Source organism: Falsochrobactrum tianjinense, from assembly GCF_019100495.1.
Lineage (GTDB): Bacteria > Pseudomonadota > Alphaproteobacteria > Rhizobiales > Rhizobiaceae > Brucella > Brucella tianjinense.
The window spans coordinates 1,106,549-1,126,898 of record NZ_JAHRVA010000001.1 but is presented as its reverse complement, the minus strand read 5'-3'; the positions used below and the strand labels follow the sequence as shown (position 1 = coordinate 1,126,898).

Genomic DNA, 20,350 nt, shown 5'->3' with positions numbered 1-20,350 from the left:
TTTAATACCAGCCTACTGCGACCTGCGCTTCTTCCGACATGCGATCAGGCGTCCATGGTGGATCAAATGTCATTGTCACTTCGACAAAGGAAACGCCTTCGACAGCACCCACGGCATTTTCCACCCAGCCCGGCATTTCACCAGCAACCGGGCAACCAGGCGCGGTCAGCGTCATTTCGATCTTGACAGTGTGGTCATCTTCGATGTCGATCTTGTAGATCAGCCCCAGTTCGTAGATATCCGCAGGAATTTCCGGGTCATAAACAGTTTTGAGCGCTGCAATGATATCATCTGTCATCCGCAGAAGCTCATCCTGCGGGATGGCGGAGGCAGAAAATGCAGCACTTCCGTCTGATGGCGTAGCCGCATCGGCGGGGTTCGTTTCAGCCTGCTGCCCTAGATTTTGTTCCATAGTGGTCATCCGAAAAACCTTTTCGCCTTTTCCAAGGCTTCTGCAAGCGCATCCACTTCCGCGCGGGTGTTATACATACCGAAAGATGCACGACATGTGGAGGTGACACCGAAACGTTTCAAGAGCGGCTGTGCACAATGCGTACCCGCGCGCACCGCGATCCCGGCCCGGTCGATCACCATAGAGACATCATGAGCATGGATGCCTTCGAGTGCGAAGGAGATAATTGCGCCCTTGCCCGGAGCATTGCCATATATGCGCAAGGAATTGATCCTGCTCAATTGCTCATGAGCATAATCGCGCAAATCTTCCTCATGCGCCAGAATGGCATGGCGGCCAATTCTTTCCATATATTCGAGAGCGGCACCCAAGCCAATCGCCTGTACGATTGCAGGCGTTCCCGCCTCAAAACGGTGCGGCGGATGATTATAGGTGACGTTTTCTTCCGTCACTTCCTCGATCATTTCACCGCCCCCCTGGAAGGGCCGCATTTTTTCGAGCATTTGCGTGCGCCCATAAAGGACACCAATGCCGGACGGGCCATAGACCTTATGGCCCGTAAAGACATACCAATCACAACCGAGATCCTGAACGTCGACGGGCAGATGGACTGCACCCTGACTGCCATCCACCAGAACAGGAATACCGCGTTCATGCGCCAGCCGGACGATTTCCTTGATCGGCGTGACCGTACCCAACGCATTGGACATATGCGTGATCGCGACCAGCTTGGTGCGCTCGGTCAGGCGCTTCTCAAATTCCTCGATGTGGAAAATGCCTTCATCATCCACCGGAACAAAGACAAGCTTTGCCCCTTGCCGCTCACGAATAAAGTGCCATGGCACGATATTGGAGTGGTGCTCCATGATGGAGAGGAGGATTTCATCGCCTTCGCCAATATTGGGCATCCCATAACCATAGGCGACCGTATTGATCGCCTCGGTGGCATTTTTTGTGAAGACGATCTCGTCAACCGAATCAGCATTCAGAAAGCGGCGTACCGTTTCACGGGATTTTTCATAAGCATCCGTTGCCGCATTTGAAAGAAAATGCAGGCCGCGATGCACATTTGCATATTCATGGGCATAAGCATGCGTAATCGCGTCAATAACGCTTTGCGGCTTTTGCGCGGAAGCGCCATTGTCGAGATAAACCAATGGCTTACCATGAACCTGCCGCGACAGAATAGGGAAATCGGCGCGAATTGCCTCAACGTCATAAGCTGCAATCAGTGGATTCTTCTGGTCCATGATCGTTCCTTTTGCCTCTTGGGCAGGCAAGATGGGGTGAAGCCTTGCGCCACACCCCACCTTGTTCAATCAGGCATGGGCGGCGAGCCAATCGGAAAGCATTTCTTCAAGTACTTCCACCAACGGCTCGTTTTCCAGTTCCTCTATGATTTCAGCGATAAATGCCTTGATCAGCAGGCCGCGTGCTTCACTTTCAGGAATGCCGCGGGACATCAGATAGAATAGATGCTCATCCTGAATCTCTGTCACCGTCGCACCATGGCCGCAGGCCACATCGTCCGCGAAGATTTCCAGTTCCGGCTTGGCATCGAATTCGCCATCATCCGACAGCAGAAGCGTATTGCACGCCATGCGAGCATCGGTTTTCTGGGCAAGCTGGGCAACGCGGATCATGCCCTGGAAAACGCCGCGCGCGCGGTCCTTGACGACATTGCGCACGATTTCCGTCGACTGGGTGTTTTCCACCAGATGCCCAACCGTCATGGTGATGTCGGTGTGGCTGTCATCGGCGAGGAGATTAAGAGCACGCATCTCGAAATCAGAATCTTCGCCCTCGACATCCACATGCACTTCCTGACGCACCAGCTTGCCACCGGCATTGATGATATAGAGCGTCAGCTTCGAGCCCTTACCCAAAGTGCCATTGAATTGTGCAAGCTGGGTCGATTGACCGAATTCGCGCAGAATGACCCACACGATTTCAGCACCATCGCTCACTGTGACATGGTTGATCGATGTCGAGAAACTGTCACCCTCGCCGCCTGACTGGCGTTCGATGATGGTTGCCTTGACATTCGCTCCGATATGCACCGGAAAGCGCGTATGGCCCTGCCCCGACTTCTGGATATTCTGGATTTCCAGAGGCGCTTCAAGCTCGGTGCCGTCAGCGATCGAAATCACCCAGCCATCGCTGACATAGGCAGTATTAATCTGGCCAATCGTGTCGTCAACGCCGCGTATATTGAGTTGCGGAAGCAGCGAACCGTCGCTCAATGCATCGCGAACCGGCGTCAGCGAGACGCCTGCCGGTGCCTTCGCATCAAGCGCTACGCCATTGCTGGTCGGCAGAATCGACGATCCGGCCAAAAGAGCAGGAAGCGCGTCGGAGCCAGCGGCAGCATCGAATACCGACACGTTTTTCAGCAGCGTGCGGAAATCGGTGTAGTGCCAGCTCTCGATACGGCGCGACGGAAGGCCATGAATTTTGAGCGTTTCAAGTGCTGTATCGCGTGCCACAGCAACATCGCTGCTGCCCGGCAATTCGCCAATGCGGCCAATGAAATTGTCAATCAGCGCACTTTCAGCCGGCGTTCGCGACCGTGCGGTCTGGATATTCATGTGATCCATACCTCCTTAGGCAGCTTCGCCGATCAGATCGGCATATCCATTTTCTTCAAGATGAAGTGCGAGGTTCTTGTCGCCCGACTTGATGACCTGGCCCTTATAGAGCACATGCACCGCGTCCGGCACGATATATTCGAGCAGGCGCTGATAGTGGGTGATGACAATGATCGCGCGATCAGGCGAACGCAGGGCATTGACGCCGTCCGAAACGATCTTCAGAGCGTCGATGTCCAGACCGGAGTCGGTTTCGTCAAGCACGCAAAGTTTTGGCTCCAGAAGCTGCATCTGAAGGATTTCGGCGCGCTTTTTTTCACCACCCGAAAACCCGACATTCAAGGGGCGCTTGAGCATATTCATATCGATGCTCAGTTCGCCGGCAGCTTCCTTGACGCGCTTGATAAACTCCGGGATTTTCAGTTCCGGCTCGCCGCGCGCCTTGCGCTGGCTGTTCATCGCCACCTTCAGGAATTCCATCGTGGCCACGCCCGGTATTTCCATTGGATACTGGAACGCCAGAAAAATGCCCTTGGCAGCGCGTTCAGCCGGATCGAGTTCCAGAATGGACTCGCCATTATAAAGAATATCGCCCTCGGTCACTTCGTAATCGCTCCTGCCTGCAAGAATGTAGGACAGGGTGGATTTGCCCGAACCGTTGGGGCCCATGATGGCTGCAACTTCACCATTGTTCACGGTGAGGTTCAGGCCACGGATAATTTCCGTGTCGGTGTCGGCGATCTTTGCATGAAGGTTCTTGATCTCAAGCATGGGTATAACCTTGTATCTTTATGCGGTTTCACCGGAAAACCATTTTAACTTTTCCGGAAATCGCTCGTGCCAGTAAAACCGGCCAGAAAAATCATATGCGGAAAGGCAGCAGAAGCGCGCCGGATCAACCGACGCTGCCCTCAAGTGAGATGCCGATCAGTTTTTGCGCCTCGACGGCGAATTCCATCGGCAGTTCCTGAATAACTTCCTTCACGAAGCCACTGACGATCAGGGCAATCGCCTCTTCTTCCGGAATACCGCGCTGCATCACATAGAAGAGCTGGTCTTCGGAAATCTTCGAGGTGGTCGCTTCATGTTCGAAATGTGCCGTAGCATTCTTGGCTTCGATATAGGGCACTGTATGCGCACCGCAATCGTTGCCGATCAGGAGCGAGTCGCACTGCGTGAAGTTACGCGCATTCTCCGCCTTGCGATGGGCAGAAACCTGTCCGCGATAGGTATTGGAAGAATTGCCTGCCGAAATACCCTTGGAAATGATGCGGCTCGACGTGTTCTTGCCAAGGTGGATCATCTTGGTGCCACTGTCGATCTGCTGATAGCCGTTGGAGACGGCAATCGAATAGAACTCGCCGCGCGAATTGTCGCCGCGCAGAATGCAGGAGGGATATTTCCAGGTCACTGCGGAGCCGGTCTCGACCTGCGTCCATGAAATCTTGGAATTATCACCACGGCAATCGCCGCGCTTGGTGACGAAATTGTAGATTCCGCCCTTGCCCTGGCTGTCGCCCGGATACCAGTTCTGAACTGTCGAATACTTGATTTCTGCGTTTTCGAGCGCGATCAGTTCCACGACTGCCGCGTGAAGCTGGTTTTCATCGCGCTGTGGCGCGGTGCAGCCTTCGAGATAGGAAACGTAAGAGCCTTCCTCGGCAATGATGAGCGTACGTTCGAACTGACCCGTATTGCGCTCATTAATGCGGAAATAAGTCGAAAGCTCCATCGGGCAGCGAACGCCCTTGGGAACATAGACGAACGAACCATCCGTAAAGACAGCCGAATTGAGGGTCGCATAATAGTTATCCGATACCGGCACGACCGATGCGAGATATTTCTGCACCAGTTCGGGATGTTCCCGAATCGCTTCGGAAATCGAGCAGAAGATCACGCCAGCCTTGGCGAGCTCTTCCTTAAAAGTCGTAACGACGGATACACTGTCGAATACGGCATCAACCGCGACACGCCCCGAAGCATAGACATTGTCCGAAGGGTTGCCGTCGATTTCGCTCGGCTCGCCCTGCTTACGCACGCCAGCCAGAATTTCCTGCTCGCGCAAGGGAATACCAAGCTTTTCATAGGTTCTGAGCAGTTCGGGATCGACTTCATCAAGCGACGTCGGCCCTGCCTGGTTTATCGGCGCGGCATAATAATAGGCGTCCTGGAAATCGATCTTCGGATAATCGACCCGCGCCCAGCCAGGCTCTTCCATAGTCAGCCAGCGCTCATAAGCCTTCAGGCGCCATTCCAGCATCCATTCCGGCTCGTTCTTCTTGGCTGAGATAAAACGGATAATGTCTTCGTTGAGGCCCTTGGGGGCCTTGTCGACTTCAATCTCGGTCTCGAAACCGTATTTATACTGGTCCACATCTAAACTGCGGACCTGATCAATGGTCTCCTGCACAGCAGGCATTGGCGTTCTCCATCCTCGTCGGGTTCAAGGGCCGACAGTTGCAAACGTCAGGGCAATGATAGTTGCGCTATCGTCACCACATATAGTGCGCGTAGTCCTTCTTTAAAACCTCTCTAAACTAAATTTCAAGCGTCAACGCTAAAATTTGCCCCAAAAATTCAAGAATAATTTATGCGCCCGCGCCGAAAGGCGCTTTCAGCCCGCTTTAGAGCGCTCATGTCGCTCCACAATCCCGCGTAGGATTTCGAGAAAGCGATCAATTGTTTCCTCTGACGCATCAGGGGACAGCGAAATGCGGACGGCGCCGGGGCCGTCTTCATGGCCCATCGCCGCCAGCACATGGCTTGGGCCTACCTTGCCCGATGAACAGGCGGAACCGGCCGAAAGGGCTACGCCCGCCAGATCGAATGCGATCTGCACTGTCTCGGCTTTTTGCCCTTCGAGGGAAAAGAAGGTGGTATTCGCAAGCCGCTCGGCCTTCCTGCCATGAATGAGGGCGCGGGGCGCGATCCGCATCAACCCTGCCTCCAATCGGTCACGCATCGCGGGAGACCAGCCAGCGCCAGCCAGCCGAGCCAGCGCCTGCCCGGCTGCGGCACCAAAACCCGCAATAAGCGGTAGCGCTTCGGTGCCAGCACGATGCCCCTTTTCCTGCCCGCCGCCGCGCACCAGCGCACGCGGCATCATCAGATCGGAGACAGCAATAACAGCGCCGACGCCCTTCGGGCCGCCGATCTTGTGTGAGGAAATTATGAGATAATCTCCGCAATTATCTGTAATATCTAATTTAATCCGTCCTGCCGCCTGAACCGCATCGATAATATAGACGCCGCCCGACGCCTTCACCAATGCCGCAATCCGGGCTATCGGCTGCACCACACCCGTTTCATTATTGGCTGCCTGCACGGCAACAAGCGGCAGTCCGGTGGCCTTGTCATGGGCTTGCAATACTTCCTGCAACACATCCAGCCGCAAGATGCCGTTTTCATCGACGGGGAGCATGGTAATGTTTTCAGGTGCGAACTGGCCGCCCGCGATCATGCAGGGATGCTCGGTCGCGCCGACATAAAGATGCGACATCCGCACCGGCGCGCGGCCCATCATAAAATGAGGCGTCAACATGGTGGAAGCAGCTTCTGTTGCCCCCGATGTGAAAAAGACATGATCTGCTCTGGCATTGACCAGTGCCGCCACGTTTCGCCGCGCCGCTTCCACCAGCGCGCGCGCGGCACGACCTTCCCTGTGCACGGACGATGGATTGCCTGTTATCTCCAATGCCTCGATGACCGCCTTGCGTGCTTCATCGAGCAAAGGCGCGCTGGCATTATAATCCAGATAAAGCCTCTTGCCGGTCGCGATCACCGATCTTATCTCCTAAGCAGACGGCTACGAACGCAATTTTCTTGAATTTTCAATCAGGAAAAGCCTATTAAGCCATTTCAGCTACTGAACCTGGTTCAGTCTATAGTAATTTCAAAACGGTTCTAGAAGCGGTGCGACCTCACGTCAAGCGCACCGCCTCGGAGCCGATCTTCCGGTTACGAGCGGAGTAAACATGCCAGAAGTCATCTTCAACGGGCCTGCAGGGCGTCTCGAAGGCCGCTATCAGCCTTCCAGGGAAAAGAATGCGCCGATCGCCCTGATCTTGCATCCGCATCCACAGTTCGGCGGGACAATGAATAACAAGATCGTCTACGATCTGTTTTATATGTTCCAGCAACGCGGTTTCACGACCTTGCGTTTCAATTTCCGCAGTATTGGCCGCAGCCAGGGCGAGTTCGACCACGGAGCGGGCGAGCTTTCGGACGCCGCAAGTGCACTGGACTGGGTTCAGGCCCTGCATCCAGATTCCAAAACCTGCTGGGTGGCCGGTTATTCTTTCGGTGCGTGGATCGGCATGCAGCTTCTGATGCGCCGCCCGGAAATCGAAGGCTTTATGTCGATCGCGCCGCAGCCCAATATCTACGATTTTTCGTTTCTGGCGCCCTGCCCGTCTTCCGGGCTTATCATCCACGGCGATCAGGACAAGGTTGCACCACCGAAGGATGTGCAGACGCTCGTTGACAAGCTCAAGTCACAGAAGGGCATCACCATCACCCAGAATACGCTTGTTGGCGCCAATCATTTCTTTTCCGGCCTCGGCGATCAACTGATCGAGGAATGCTCGGAATATCTCGACCGCCGTCTTGCGGGCGAACTGGTCGAAGTGCGTCCTAAACGCCTGCGTTAAGCGCGATCATCAAAAGAACATTCCGGCGGGTTTTCCCGCCGGTTTTTTATGGCGCAACCAAAACACCGCCTGAAACCGACCTGTCGCAGCCAGTGGTCGAAGGATAGGTCAAAGGCAAGCCCCGTAACGAGCGAACGGCCAGATAGGCCCAAGCCTCCGCTTCCATCGCATCGCCGTCAAAGCCAGCATTATCAGCGTCGATAACCCGAGCATCGTCGCATTGGGCAAGTGCTGAAAACTCGGCCATGATGGCCTGATTCTTGCGTCCGCCACCGCTGACAATATAGGTGCGCGGCGTCGCAGGCAGATGAGATGCCGAACGCAGGATCGCGGCGGCACTCACAAAAGCCAGCGTACGCGCGCCATTCACCATGGACATTTCTTCCCTGGCAGGCACCGTGAAATCTCCCCGGTCCAGAGAGCGACGGCGATTGCCCTTGAAAAACTCGTGATCAAGATAGCGATTGGCGATATTCCCAACCACATGGCCGCTCATTGCGACCGCTCCGCCCGCGTCAAAACTGCCCTGCTCGTGCAATTCCATCCATTGATCGATCAGCATATTGCCCGGACCGCTATCGTAGGCGATCAGCGCGCCATCTTCACCCACATAGGTCAGATTGGATATTCCGCCAATATTGACGAACACGACCGGGCCTTCGAGACCAATTGGCAGATTTGCGGACAGAGCCGTATGATAGGCAGGGATCAGGGGGGCGCCTTCGCCTCCATTGCGCATATCTTCCGCACGCATGTCATAGATTACAGGGATGCGCGTCTCTGAGGCCAGCAGAGCGCCATCGCCAAGTTGCACGGTAAGAGCCTCCTGCGGTCGATGTAAAACCGTCTGGCCATGAAAGCCGATGACGTCGATCTCCTCGGGCTTCAGCCCGTATTCGTGAAGAAAATCCTGAATGGCCACGGCATGAAGCAAAGTCAGGTCGCGCTCCAGCCGTTGCAGAATACCGGGACGGTCAGCGCGTTCGGCAATGCTCCGCGCGTCAAGGAGCGCCGCCTTCAATCGCGCACGAAACCCGTCCGAATAGGACATTGCATGGGAGGGGCCGCGCTCGACGCGGTTTTCGCCATCGGTGGTCAATAGCGCGATGTCGATACCGTCCATCGAAGTTCCGCTCATCAGACCTATGGCGCGTTTTAGATTGCTCATACGGGAGTTTCCTTGTTATTCCCGGTTAAATGATGTTAAAGGCAAAATATCTCAATGCAGTAAGCACTTACTTACCGCCAATTACAATCTCGCCTCATCAGTCAGGAAAAGGGCATGTCCGGTTTCAAATCCGATTTTCTTCGCACGCTTTCCGAGCGCGGCTTCATTCATCAAATCTCCGATGAAAGCGGTCTGGACGAATTGTTGGCCAAGGAAACCGTGACCGCCTATATCGGCTTCGACCCTACAGCGCCAAGCCTTCACGCTGGCGGGCTGATCCAGATTATGATGCTTCACTGGCTCCAGCAGACCGGCCACAAGCCCGTAACCCTTATGGGTGGCGGTACTGGCATGGTGGGCGATCCATCCTTCAAGGACGAAGCGCGCAAGCTGATGACCGAAGACACGATTGCCGAAAATATTGCCGGCATTCAGCGTGTTTTTGCGAACTACCTGACCTTTGGCGATGGTCCGACCGACGCACTGATGGTCAACAATGCCGACTGGCTCCGCGATATCAACTATCTCGAATTCCTGCGTGATGTAGGTCGTCATTTCTCGGTCAACCGGATGCTTTCGTTTGATTCGGTGAAGCTGCGTCTTGAGCGTGAGCAGTCGCTCTCGTTCCTCGAATTCAATTACATGATCCTGCAAGCTTACGACTTTGTCGAATTGAGCAAGCGTTATGACATGCGCCTTCAGATGGGGGGCTCGGATCAGTGGGGCAATATTGTCAACGGCATCGACCTTGGCCACCGCATGGGCACGCCCCAGCTTTACGCCCTCACCTCGCCCTTGCTGACCACCGCATCCGGCCAGAAAATGGGCAAATCCCTGGGCGGGGCGATCTGGCTCAATGCCGATATGCTCAGCGCCTATGATTTCTGGCAATACTGGCGCAATACCGAAGATGCAGACGTAGAACGCTTTCTCAAGCTCTATACGACCTTGCCGCTGGACGAAATCGCCAAGCTAGCCGCGCTGGGCGGTGCTGAAATCAACGAGGCAAAAAAGGTACTGGCAACGGAAATTACTGCCATCCTACATGGCCGTGATGCCGCCGAAGAAGCCGCCGAGACCGCGAGAAAGACCTTCGAGGAAGGCGAATTGTCGAGCAATCTGCCGACGGTCGGCGTTCACAAGGCCACCCTCAACGAAGGAATTGGTGTTCTGGCACTGATGGTTCTGGCGGAGATGTGTACCACCAATGGCGAAGCACGCCGTCACATCGAAGGCGGTGCGGTGCGTATCAATGACGACCCCGTCAGCGATCCGCGCATGATCATCAACTCGACCGTTCTCAACGATCAGGGTGTCATCAAGGTCTCTCTGGGCAAGAAGCGCCATGTGCTGATTCGCCCCGCCTGATGATTTCAACGAGATGAAACAATAAAGCCGGGACAGCCCGGCTTTATTTTTGGCATGGCTCCCGGATTCTTGGTCAGAATTCAAAAATCGAGCGGAAAATGCCAGGCGCAATGATGGAAATCGGATTGACGATGACCTGCGGCTGCTTGGCGTTTCCCTCAAGCTTGAAAGTAATGCCAAGCAAGCCGCGATCGCGGCCATTGCCCAGCAAGGCCCCGAAAATCGGCACTTCTCCGAAAATACGGTTCACTCCATAAGCAGGCATGAATGTTCCGGTAATCGACATATCTCCCTTGGCATCGTAAAGCGTGCCCTGAAAAGTGGTTCCGACAGAGGGACCGCGCACCACACCTCTGGAAAGCTTGAGATAGTCTTCCCCCTTTTCGATCAGGGAAAACCCGCGCTCAATATCGACACGCGAAACATCGAGATTACGCTTCACTGCCTGATTGAGACTTGTGCCGCCACTGTCCGGTGTACTGGAAACAATTTTTGCCAGTCGTGGTTCGTTGATGATGGCGAAATCGCGAGCATCGATCTGACCGCTCAAGGGGCCGTTCCCCTGCCCCGTCAGTCCGACCGTGATCTTGCCGCCACGTATCTTGTCATAAAAGTCAAAGAAACGCAGTACCGCACCCGCATCATTGGACTGCAAGGAAATGGAACGCGCATCGCCCTGATCATTATTTGTGGCAACGAAAGACTGGCCAGAAGAGGTCAATGCATTGATCGACATTCCGGAAACCTTGCTTCCCGCCTTTTCATAGGACACGGCTACATTGCGTAGCTTTTCGTCATGGAACCCGCTCACTTCGTCAATTTGCGCGCTAACAACAAGGCGGACATTACTGCGTTCCGCTTCTACACTCTTTTTGTCGAGGTCGGACACCTGCTTGATGAGCGAACGGGCATCGAACTGCGTTCCCTTAACGCTAATCCGATAGCCGCCCGAGTTTCTTGCCGCTTTTACTGAGAGCCTGTCAGAGCGATTGAGACGCATTTCACTGAAATTCGCCGATTGCAGATTGCCGTCGACGATAGAAAGTCCGCCTTTGGCGCCAAATGTATCGCCGGTCAGAACAAGATTGCGAATATCGAAATTGCCCTCGCCATTCTCGATCAGGTCAAACGTCAATTTTGCCGGAACGCCGCTTCCCTTTCGCCATCCTAGCCAAGGAAGGCTAATCTGCGTCTTGCTCAAATCGGCCTGAACATGGCGCTTGTCGCCTTCCTTCATACCAAGATCAACGATAAGGGGGCCGGATAATACTCCGTCCAAATCAGGTAGAATCCTGCCGCGGCTCTTATCGTCGATCTCAAGCCTGATTTTCTGATCCTGCTTCACCGGACCGGAACGATCCACTGGCTCCGTCATTGAAATTTTCGCTGGAACTCCATCAAGCCGCGCATCCGCAGTGATGATTGCCGCTGCCTGATCGATTTTAATATTCCCCGTCGCCTCACTGACCATCGAACCACCCACGCGCTGCGAAATGGCAAGGCCTGAAAAGCCGATATCAGCATTCCATTTCAACGTTCCCGGCGGTGCGCCCTTTGACACCGCGAAGGCGACTTTCACCCGCGAGCTAACATCACCGGTCACGTCCTTGGGCTTGAAGGGAATATTCTTGAGAATGTCGATGGGCTTTTTCCCGGCAATTTCAGCAATTGCCGCCGCCTCTCCGGAAACCGTCAAATCAAGGTCGGCGATCACCGGCCGCTGCGGCCCCCATGGAATAATCAGCGTACCGTCCGTAACCGTAGCCTGCCGGTTATCAGCCGTATAGGCCACACCTTTTTGCAGATTTATTGTTGCATGAGCGCCGCGAACCGAAATCGTCCCATCAACATCGCGCACAGGCGGCAGTTCGCCAATGACGTCGAAACGCGTGTCCGAAATGTTAAAATCAGCTTTTATCTCGTCTCGCATCAGCGGCGGCGGAAGGCCCGGACCATTGAAGCGTCCGCCTGCAAGAGAAATATCGATGCGGCTGTCGGTCAATGTTCCGCCAAAAAGGTTCTTGAGCACCCATTCCCGAGCGCCATCCGCCACATCGATAGGCCAGAGGTGCTTGGCATCTGCGACTGGCATATGAGGAATACGCAGCATGAAGATCATCTCCGGTGAACCATTCCCGAAGCCCATACTGCCTTGCCCGTAAAGCTCGCCGGTGGCAGTCTTAACATCAAGGCCGGAGAACTGAATTCGCTGCTGGTCGGCCAGAAAGCGCCCCGCAATCCGCGCGCCAAACGACAATTGCGGGCCGCTCGACTCCGTCGGCATACTGGTCGCGGAACTCGTCAGAACCTCAAAGCGATAGCCTGTTCCTGCTCTATTATTTTCGGCTTCCGGTTCGGGTCCGAAAGCGCCGTTGAATTGCACCTGCAATCCACCAAGCTCAAGGTGGGAAGGCCGGATTTCGATCTTTCCGCTACCGACGGCATGTTCGAGACGTAACAGGGAGCGACCGCGAACACCCTCTACCTTCCCTAACTGCATGTCGATACTGCCGATTTCCACTTCCGCCGTCAGACGCTCCGGTTCATCCCCCTTCGCTGCTTGCCCCGACAAGCGCAGGGTTGCATTGCCGTCCAGTTCAAAATGGGCGGGATTGACGCGATTACCGATAATTGGTGCAACTTCTTCGGGCGAACCCAGATCAACCGGAATATTTCTGATATCAAGTTGGAACGCCTCAAGATCGTTCTTTTGATCTTTACGATCTATATTGCCAGACAGGATAATCGTTTTGCCATTCCATACGACAGCGCCCTCGATTGCTATCTTGCCCGAATTTTCGAGTAGTCTTAGTTTCTGCACCTGAAGGCTTTGTATCGTATCGCCGGTCTTGAAACGAATCGTGCTGTTCATCAGCCCGATCGCCTGCGTATTCTGATCGCGCAGCAATTCGAGGTTGCGGCGCATCGCTGCGAAAATCTCTTCTGAAACCGCATCGAAATCGATAAAGCCGCGCTTGTCATAAGGCAGCGATTTCCAAAAACCGGCCCCTTCCTGCTCGGGTACATCGAAAGTAGCGCCATCAACTTCCAGTTCGGCAACGCGAAGTGTGCCGGTTAGAAGCGGCAGCGGCGCAAGGCCCAGCCGCACGGATTCTATATTTCGAATTTCAATGCCCTGCTCGGGATCGAAAATCGAAACATCCTGCGCTTCCATGGCCACAAGACTGTTGCCGTCGAGCGAAAGGGCGGCACTGCCAATTGAAGCGGAAGCCTTGGGGCCAAGAATATCGATGAGGCCCTTTTGCGCCTCATCGCGCAGAAGATTACTATTCACGCCTTCACGCAAGACCACAAACCCTGCGCCGCCAAGCAGAATGAGAATAATGCAAAGAGAAAGAAAAGCGTGGGAGCACAACGAAAGAAAGGAGCGACGCGAGCGAAACGGAGTCTGCACGACACCCGCCGCGCCTTCCTCGGCAAGGCGTTCGATTCTCTTCAACTCCCGCTTGCTGAAGCGGATTTTGCTCGGTCTACCTGTCAATATTCCAGCCGAATAGCTCGTTCCGTAAATAACGGCCTCACGAAATGACCGTGAGAACCCGATAATGTCCTATTTTTCATTTTACTTCTGCCCGAGCAGCAGCCGGTGCGCAGGAATAGTTGCACAAGCGGGGCCCGAATGCGATAGCTCGAAATATAACAGGCAGTTTTCATGCATATCCATAAAAGAAAGGCTTTGATATGGCTCATCCCCAGCCTGGAGACACAGCACCCGACTTCACATTGCCTTCCGATAATAATGAGACGATCTCCCTTTCGTCGCTGAAAGGCAAAGCTGTAGTTCTCTATTTCTATCCGAAAGACGACACTTCAGGCTGCACCAGAGAAGCGCTAGATTTCTCACAATTGAAGCCAGAATTTGACGAGATAGATACGCAGATCATCGGAATCTCACCTGATAGCATCGAAAAACACGCAAAATTTCGCAAAAAGCACGGATTGAGCGTCGATCTTGTTGCCGATGAGGATAAAACGGCTCTGGAAGCCTATGGCGTCTGGGTCGAAAAGAGTATGTATGGCCGCAAATATATGGGCGTAGAGCGTACGACTTTTCTGATTGATGCCGATGGGCGCATTGCGCAAGTCTGGAACAAGGTGAAAGTGGCCGACCATGCGTCAGCCGTACTCGAATCCGCTCGGATGCTTCGACCATGAATGGCTGCCATCCGCGACCCCAGTCGTGATGATCGGAAAGCATACCTATCCCACCAAGTTTTTGTTAACCTTGATGCGCTGTAATCGGTATTATGATATTCAGGCTACCTAAATTGGGCGTGGTATGGAATCAGGCCAATTCAATATGTGGATATTACGGCTCTATGAGCGATAAACATCGCCGCCATTTTCTGCCCGGGTTCTGCGCCGCGCTTGTCGTGGTGTTACTTAGCTATGCTGGCGCAAATGCCGATGAGCAGCAGATAGCCCGCATGCAGCCCTTGCCGGAAAAGCCTTCGGAAACCGCACCGCAGGAGATTGATCAGCCAGATTCACTTGTCCCCACGGAAGCCCTTGAGGCTTTTGGCATCGATCCAATTATAACCGGGCCTGCGCCCAAAGCGTAGCGTAGTTGATGTTCCGATTGTAAACTATTCAAAGAATAAACCCGGCATCTGGCCGGGTTTATCATATCATTCGATGTCTTCGACAAACTCGGCACCACCGTGGATGCGGTGCGCGAGTGCCGCCTCCATGAAAGGCGTCACCGTGCCGTCCAGCACCTCTTGCGGATTGGTGCTTTCAACACCGGTGCGCAGATCCTTCACAAGCTGATAGGGCTGAAGCACATAAGAGCGAATCTGATGTCCCCAACCAATATCGGTCTTACCGGCATTGGCAGCGTCCGTCGCATCCTCGCGCTTTTTCAGCTCTTCCTCGTAAAGGCGGGCGCGCAACATCGACCACGCTTTTTCGCGATTCTTGTGCTGCGAGCGCTCGGCCTGACACTGCACGACGATACCTGTTGCGATATGCGTGATACGAACGGCGGAATCGGTCGTGTTGACGTGCTGTCCGCCCGCGCCCGAAGCGCGATAGGTATCGATACGCACATCCGCTTCCGTCACCTGTACCTCGATATTGTCATCGATGACAGGATAGACCCAGATACTGGCGAACGACGTATGGCGGCGTGCATTCGAATCATAGGGCGAAATACGAACCAGACGATGCACGCCCGATTCAGTCTTGAGCATACCGTAGGAATTATGTCCCTTGACGAGAATGGTGGCAGACTTGATGCCCGCTTCTTCACCGTCGTGCACTTCCATGACCTCGACCTTGCGCCCGCTGCGCTCAGCCCAGCGTGTATACATGCGTAGCAACATCGAAGCCCAGTCCTGGCTTTCGGTTCCACCCGCACCAGCATGCACTTCGACATAGGTGTCGTTGGCGTCCGCCTCTCCTGAAAGCAGCATATCGATCTGGCGGCGATCGGTTTCGTTCTTGAGTTCGCGGATGGTGTTTTCCGCATCCTCGATGACCGACTTGTCGCCTTCCTCCTCGCCCATGGCGATGAGTTCGACGCTGTCATTGAGCATTTGAGTCAGATTGTTAATGCCATTGATACTGTCGTCCAGTTGCTGGCGTTCACGCATCAGCTTCTGGGCTTCCTGGGCATCGTTCCACAAGGATGGGTCTTCAGCTCTCTGATTCAGATAGCCCAGACGTTTGATTGCCTGATCCCAGTCAAAGATGCCTCCTCAGCAGGCTTATGGCCTGCTGGATTTCGTCAACCAGCGTCTCGATTTCCGCGCGCATGGGCAAATCGTTCCTTCACTAAAGCGGTACATATATGGAAAAACACCAGCCCGACACAATGCAGGCTCCGTTTCATCCAGGCTCGGGAGGCCATTATCAGAAGCCCTCAAGCGCGGCGGACCATAATTAGCGCGCCGCGCGGTGTAAAGAGGCAGTTCAGTAAAGCCCGCCGGAACCCGAATTAATTGCCCGCGTAGCCTGCGGAGATTGCGGATTGACCGGTGCACCTTCACGAAACTGATCCATGCCAATGACTGAATAGGTGTCCGAAGGGCCAGTACCCGGCTTGAAGGCTTCCATAAAAAGATTCGGATCGCCCTGATTAGCACGCATACCGGTCTTACGGTTGATAGCGATCAAGGTCATTCCTTCGGGTACGCGGAAATCGGTCTTCGGCGTTCCTGCGAGTGCATCCGTCATAAATGCCTTGAACACAGGCGCAGCAAGCGCACCGCCGGTATTGCCGCGTCCTAACGGGGTCGGCGTGTCGTAGCCCATGAAAACTCCGACGACCAGATCAGGCGTGAAGCCTACGAACCAAGCGTCCTTCTCGTCGTTGGTGGTGCCGGTCTTGCCAGCGATTGGGCGGTCGAGGCTCTTCAAAAGTCGTGCCGTGCCGCGCTGCACCACACCTTCCATCATCGAAGTTATCTGATAGGCGGTCATCGGATCGAGCACCTGATCACGATCATCGATCAGCGTCGGCTCTTCCTGATTGGCCCATTGGGAAGCATTGCAGCCTTCACACTGGCGCGCATCGTGTTTGAACACGGTCTTGCCATAACGATCCTGAATACGATCGATCATCGATGGCGTGATGCTCTGCCCGCCATTGGCGATAACGGAATAGGCCGTCACCATGCGCAGGACAGTGGTTTCCCCCGCCCCCAGCGACATGGACAGAACTGGAAGCATCTTGTCATAGAGGCCGAAACGTTCCGCGTATTCCGCAACCGTTTTCATGCCCAGATCCTGCGCAAGGCGCACGGTCATAACGTTACGCGACTGTTCGATGCCATAGCGCAGGGTCGATGGGCCGGAGAATTTTCCCGAATAATTTTTGGGTGCCCAGATACCGAGCGAGCCGCCCTGGTCGACCTCCAGCGGCCCATCCAGAACCACGGATGCGGGCGTGTAGCCATTATCGAGCGCGGCCGCATAAACGAAAGGCTTGAATGACGATCCTGGCTGACGATAAGCCTGCGTCGCGCGGTTGAACTCGGACTCGGCGTAGGAGAACCCGCCAACCAAAGCCAGAACACGTCCGGTATGCGGGTCCATCGCGACCAGCGCGCCTTCGAGTTTCGGCGGCTGTTGCAAACGGTAGCGGGAATCGCCATCGGTTTTGGAGACATAGATGATATCTCCACGTTGCAAGACGCCTTCGGGCGATTTGGCGCTGCTGCGCTTGCCGCCTATATTGATAATGCGCATCGCCCATTTCATGTCGTCGGCAGCGATAAAGGCACGCTTGCGCTCATTGCTTCGCGAGCCTGATCCCTCAAGCGGCGGTTGCAGCCCGATATCTGCACCTGCGGCAGAAACATTGAGGACAATGGCCAATTGCCATTCCGGCACATCCGAAAACGCCTGCATATCGCCGAATGCCGCACCCCAGTCGCTGCCGAGATCAGCATTCTTGAGGGGGCCGCGCCAGCCACGTGCCTCATCATAGCGTAGCAATGCGGCTTGCAGAGACTTGCGCGCATTAACCTGCATGGCCGGATTGAGCGTCGTACGAACCGACAACCCGCCTTCATAAAGAGCGTCGACGCCGTATTTCTGGATGATCTGGCGGCGCACTTCCTCGGTGAAATATTCGGAAGCGAAAAGATAGCGCGTGGCAGTGCGCGGCTTCACGCCGAGCGGCTCTTTCTTCGCTTCATCCGCCTCTTCCGTGGTAATGTAGCCATTCTCGGTCATACGATCGATAACCCAATTGCGGCGTTCAATCGCGCGATCAGGGTGACGGAAGGGATGATAATTGTTTGGACCTTTCGGCAAGGCTGCCAGATAAGCCGTTTCCGCAATGGTCAATTCGCCAACCGATTTGTCAAAATAGGACAGAGCCGCGCTAGCAATACCATAGGATCCGAGGCCAAAGAAAATCTCGTTGAGATAAAGTTCAAGAATACGATCCTTGGAATAGGCCTGCTCGATGCGCATTGCAAGAATCGCTTCCTTGATCTTGCGATCGTAGGTCTGATTGGAGGTCAGAAGGAAGTTCTTTGCGACCTGCTGCGTAATCGTGGATGCACCGACCGGGCGGCGACCGGAACCCATATTCTTGAGGTTAGTGACGACCGCGCGGGCAAGGCCACCAAAATCGAGGCCGTGATGCTCATAAAAGGTCTTGTCTTCGGCAGAGATAAAAGCAGCCTTCACACGATTCGGCATTGCCTGAATGGGCAGGTAGAGACGGCGCTCGCGCGCAAATTCGGCCATGAGGCTGCCATCGGATGCATGGACGCGCGTCAGAACCGGCGGCTCGTATTTTGCGAGCACTTCATAATCCGGAAGGTCGTTTGTGAGACTTCCCACGTAAAGGGCCGCCCCGCCTGCCACCAGCAGCATCAGAACCGTCCCAATCCCGAAGAAATATCCGATTAACCTTACCATAAATCCGGAATCCTGCCGTCAGATTATTCGCATATAAAGGGAACGGCATCACAGCCTCCCATTCGATGCATTATGCCGTTACGATCCATTTTACCATAGAGGCAATAGCTGGTTAGTGACCACCAAATGCGTCAAAGGCAAGTTCGTTTCCCTGTTTTTACCAATTTAACGCATACAAGGGGAGTGTGGGGATAAAAATAGAGGAAACTGTTGCAAGCATGCATCTTATAAGAGGAGGCGAATATCAACCCCTGCTAAAGTTTATGCACCTACCCTTTTGTGAAAGCCGCAGGGCGTTTTAATACCTCAAAAGATTTGATAGCCAGAGCAATCCGATCCACCAGCTTGCTCCGCCATTGGGGATTTCTGATGAGCTTTTCGTCCTCCGGATTGGAGAGGTAGCCGATTTCGATCAGTACAGACGGCACATCTGGCGCGCGCAACACCTGAAAACCGGCATAGCGATGCGGGTTATTGATGAGATTGATCTGCCCCCGAAGCTGCTCGATTACCTTTTCGGCGAAGCTTAGGGAAAAGGTGTGCGTTTCCCGGCGCGTAAGGTCGAGCAGGATATCGGTCACTTCCGGCTCTTCTTCGGGAACGACACCAGCGACGTTATCGGATTTGTTTTCGCGTTCGGCCATAGCACGCGCGACAGAGTCCGAAGCCTTATCGGAAATCGTATAAACAGTCGCGCCGCGAATATCATGTTGCGTTATCGTATCGGCATGGATGGAAACGAAGAGATCGGCTTCATGCTGGCGCGCCAGCCGCACACGCTCCGAAAGACGCAGAAACGTGTCGTCATCGCGCGTCATAAGGACCCGGATATTATCTTCCTGTGCTAGCCGATCCCGTAACTCACGCCCCACAGCCAGCGTAAGGTTTTTTTCCTTGATGCCGCTCAGGCTCTCGGCGCCACTGTCAATTCCACCATGGCCGGGATCAATCATGACGGTAAAAGGCCGCGTTTCACCGACTTGGCTTGGCAATGCCGCCGCAACGGGCGCTTCGCTGCGCTCTGTCGAACCCGTTACATCGCGTTGCGCATTCAGTTTTTCGATGAATTCCCGATCCGATGCGGCCACGATATCGGCAACAAGGCGATAGCCCGGCGCATTCGTGTTTTGAAGCACGCGTATGTTTTCGACATTGAATGGTCCGCGTAATGTCAAAATGAGGCGCGAGCGGCCCTTGCCGACAAGACCATAACGCACGCGGGACACAATCCCCCTCGCCTCAAGGCTTTTCTTGTCGAAGCCAAATCGTGTTTCGGGAAGATCCAGCACCAGACGGTGCGGATTATCCAAAAGGAGTGTTGAAAAGGACGGCTTGCGGTTGAACATGACGACGACACGCATCCGTAAATCGTCTCCAGCCATACGAAATGTCAGTGCAGACAGAGGTACCTGCGGAGGTTCCGCCGCCGTCGCAAAACCGATACTTGTCAAAGCCGCACACAGCAACGACGCAAGTACGAGCAGCATCTGCACGGCAGGCTGCGCCCTTTTTCCATGTCCATGACCGAGATAATGCATTCACCGTCACAATCGAAACGTTATGGAATGTCTGACAGCAATAACTCCGGACCCGGAATTTCGCTTCGTCCCAACCTGTAGGGATATCATAAAATCATCCGTATAAAACTCTAGTTAATGAAAGCTTTCGAGCCTGCTTTCCACCGATTATAATGGCCTGTCAGAGTTTATAAGTGGCTTTCGGCAAAAATGCGATGACAGGCATCAATTGATATTCTCCCTTGTCATAG

15 protein-coding genes are annotated in these 20,350 nt (G+C 54.4%); 4 read left to right on the top strand and 11 right to left on the bottom strand.

Translation table 11 applies throughout. The features are described from left to right. Position 1 precedes the first annotated feature (1 nt). The 6 genes from KUG47_RS05390 to KUG47_RS05365 all read right to left on the bottom strand — a co-directional run bounded on the left by KUG47_RS05390 (position 2) and on the right by KUG47_RS05365 (position 6,781). Complete coding sequence (locus KUG47_RS05390) at positions 2 to 421, bottom strand: SUF system Fe-S cluster assembly protein (protein ID WP_217676874.1); 420 nt, start codon at positions 419 to 421, stop codon at positions 2 to 4. Continuing rightward, positions 418 to 1,662 (bottom strand): cysteine desulfurase, encoded by a 1,245-nt coding sequence (locus KUG47_RS05385; protein WP_217676873.1) that lies wholly within the window; start codon positions 1,660 to 1,662, stop codon positions 418 to 420. Before KUG47_RS05385 ends, KUG47_RS05390 begins: the two co-directional genes overlap by 4 nt. Before the next feature lie 69 nt (positions 1,663 to 1,731). Further along, on the bottom strand, positions 1,732 to 3,000 hold the full coding sequence (gene sufD / locus KUG47_RS05380) for a Fe-S cluster assembly protein SufD (protein WP_217676872.1): 1,269 nt from the start codon (positions 2,998 to 3,000) through the stop codon (positions 1,732 to 1,734). A 15-nt stretch (positions 3,001 to 3,015) separates the two neighbouring features. Next, complete coding sequence (sufC, locus tag KUG47_RS05375) at positions 3,016 to 3,771, bottom strand: Fe-S cluster assembly ATPase SufC (protein WP_217676871.1); 756 nt, start codon at positions 3,769 to 3,771, stop codon at positions 3,016 to 3,018. A 124-nt stretch (positions 3,772 to 3,895) separates the two neighbouring features. After that, on the bottom strand, positions 3,896 to 5,419 hold the full coding sequence (sufB, locus tag KUG47_RS05370) for a Fe-S cluster assembly protein SufB (RefSeq protein WP_217676870.1): 1,524 nt from the start codon (positions 5,417 to 5,419) through the stop codon (positions 3,896 to 3,898). Positions 5,420 to 5,614: 195 nt separating this feature from the next. Next, positions 5,615 to 6,781 (bottom strand): cysteine desulfurase family protein, encoded by a 1,167-nt coding sequence (locus KUG47_RS05365; protein WP_217676869.1) that lies wholly within the window; start codon positions 6,779 to 6,781, stop codon positions 5,615 to 5,617. 193 nt (positions 6,782 to 6,974) lie between these two features. On the opposite strand from KUG47_RS05365, the gene KUG47_RS05360 reads away from it, so the two are divergent. After that, complete coding sequence (locus KUG47_RS05360) at positions 6,975 to 7,649, top strand: alpha/beta hydrolase (protein ID WP_217676868.1); 675 nt, start codon at positions 6,975 to 6,977, stop codon at positions 7,647 to 7,649. Positions 7,650 to 7,695: 46 nt separating this feature from the next. On the opposite strand, the gene KUG47_RS05355 is transcribed toward KUG47_RS05360, so the two are convergent. Next, positions 7,696 to 8,817 carry an anhydro-N-acetylmuramic acid kinase gene (locus KUG47_RS05355; RefSeq protein WP_217676867.1) on the bottom strand — a complete coding sequence of 374 codons (1,122 nt, stop codon included), beginning with the start codon at positions 8,815 to 8,817 and terminating at the stop codon, positions 7,696 to 7,698. 114 nt (positions 8,818 to 8,931) lie between these two features. On the opposite strand from KUG47_RS05355, the gene tyrS reads away from it, so the two are divergent. Further along, positions 8,932 to 10,185 carry a tyrosine--tRNA ligase gene (tyrS, locus tag KUG47_RS05350; protein WP_217676866.1) on the top strand — a complete coding sequence of 418 codons (1,254 nt, stop codon included), beginning with the start codon at positions 8,932 to 8,934 and terminating at the stop codon, positions 10,183 to 10,185. 73 nt (positions 10,186 to 10,258) lie between these two features. Here tyrS and KUG47_RS05345 read toward each other — a convergent pair whose 3' ends face one another. Beyond that, the gene (locus KUG47_RS05345) at positions 10,259 to 13,645 is read right to left on the bottom strand and encodes an AsmA family protein (RefSeq protein WP_217676865.1); all 3,387 of its coding nucleotides are present in this window, start codon (positions 13,643 to 13,645) and stop codon (positions 10,259 to 10,261) included. Between the two features lie 242 nt (positions 13,646 to 13,887). Between KUG47_RS05345 and bcp the strand changes: the two genes are divergently transcribed. Beyond that, entirely contained in the window at positions 13,888 to 14,361 is a 474-nt protein-coding gene (bcp, locus tag KUG47_RS05340) for a thioredoxin-dependent thiol peroxidase (protein ID WP_217676864.1), read from the top strand. A 164-nt stretch (positions 14,362 to 14,525) separates the two neighbouring features. Next, entirely contained in the window at positions 14,526 to 14,768 is a 243-nt protein-coding gene (locus KUG47_RS05335; RefSeq protein ID WP_217676863.1) for a hypothetical protein, read from the top strand. A gap of 66 nt (positions 14,769 to 14,834) precedes the next feature. Here KUG47_RS05335 and prfB read toward each other — a convergent pair. From prfB to KUG47_RS05320, 3 genes are all read right to left on the bottom strand, one after another. Continuing rightward, positions 14,835 to 15,963 (bottom strand): peptide chain release factor 2 gene (gene prfB / locus KUG47_RS05330; RefSeq protein WP_217676861.1). Its coding sequence is split into 2 segments (ribosomal slippage): positions 14,835 to 15,893 and positions 15,895 to 15,963, totalling 1,128 coding nucleotides; the frame shifts between segments, so codons are not numbered across the junction. 156 nt (positions 15,964 to 16,119) lie between these two features. Continuing rightward, positions 16,120 to 18,582, bottom strand: coding sequence for a penicillin-binding protein 1A (locus KUG47_RS05325; RefSeq protein ID WP_217676860.1), 2,463 nt, complete (start codon positions 18,580 to 18,582; stop codon positions 16,120 to 16,122). A gap of 269 nt (positions 18,583 to 18,851) precedes the next feature. After that, entirely contained in the window at positions 18,852 to 20,120 is a 1,269-nt protein-coding gene (locus KUG47_RS05320) for an N-acetylmuramoyl-L-alanine amidase (RefSeq protein WP_217676858.1), read from the bottom strand. Positions 20,121 to 20,350 lie beyond the last annotated feature (230 nt).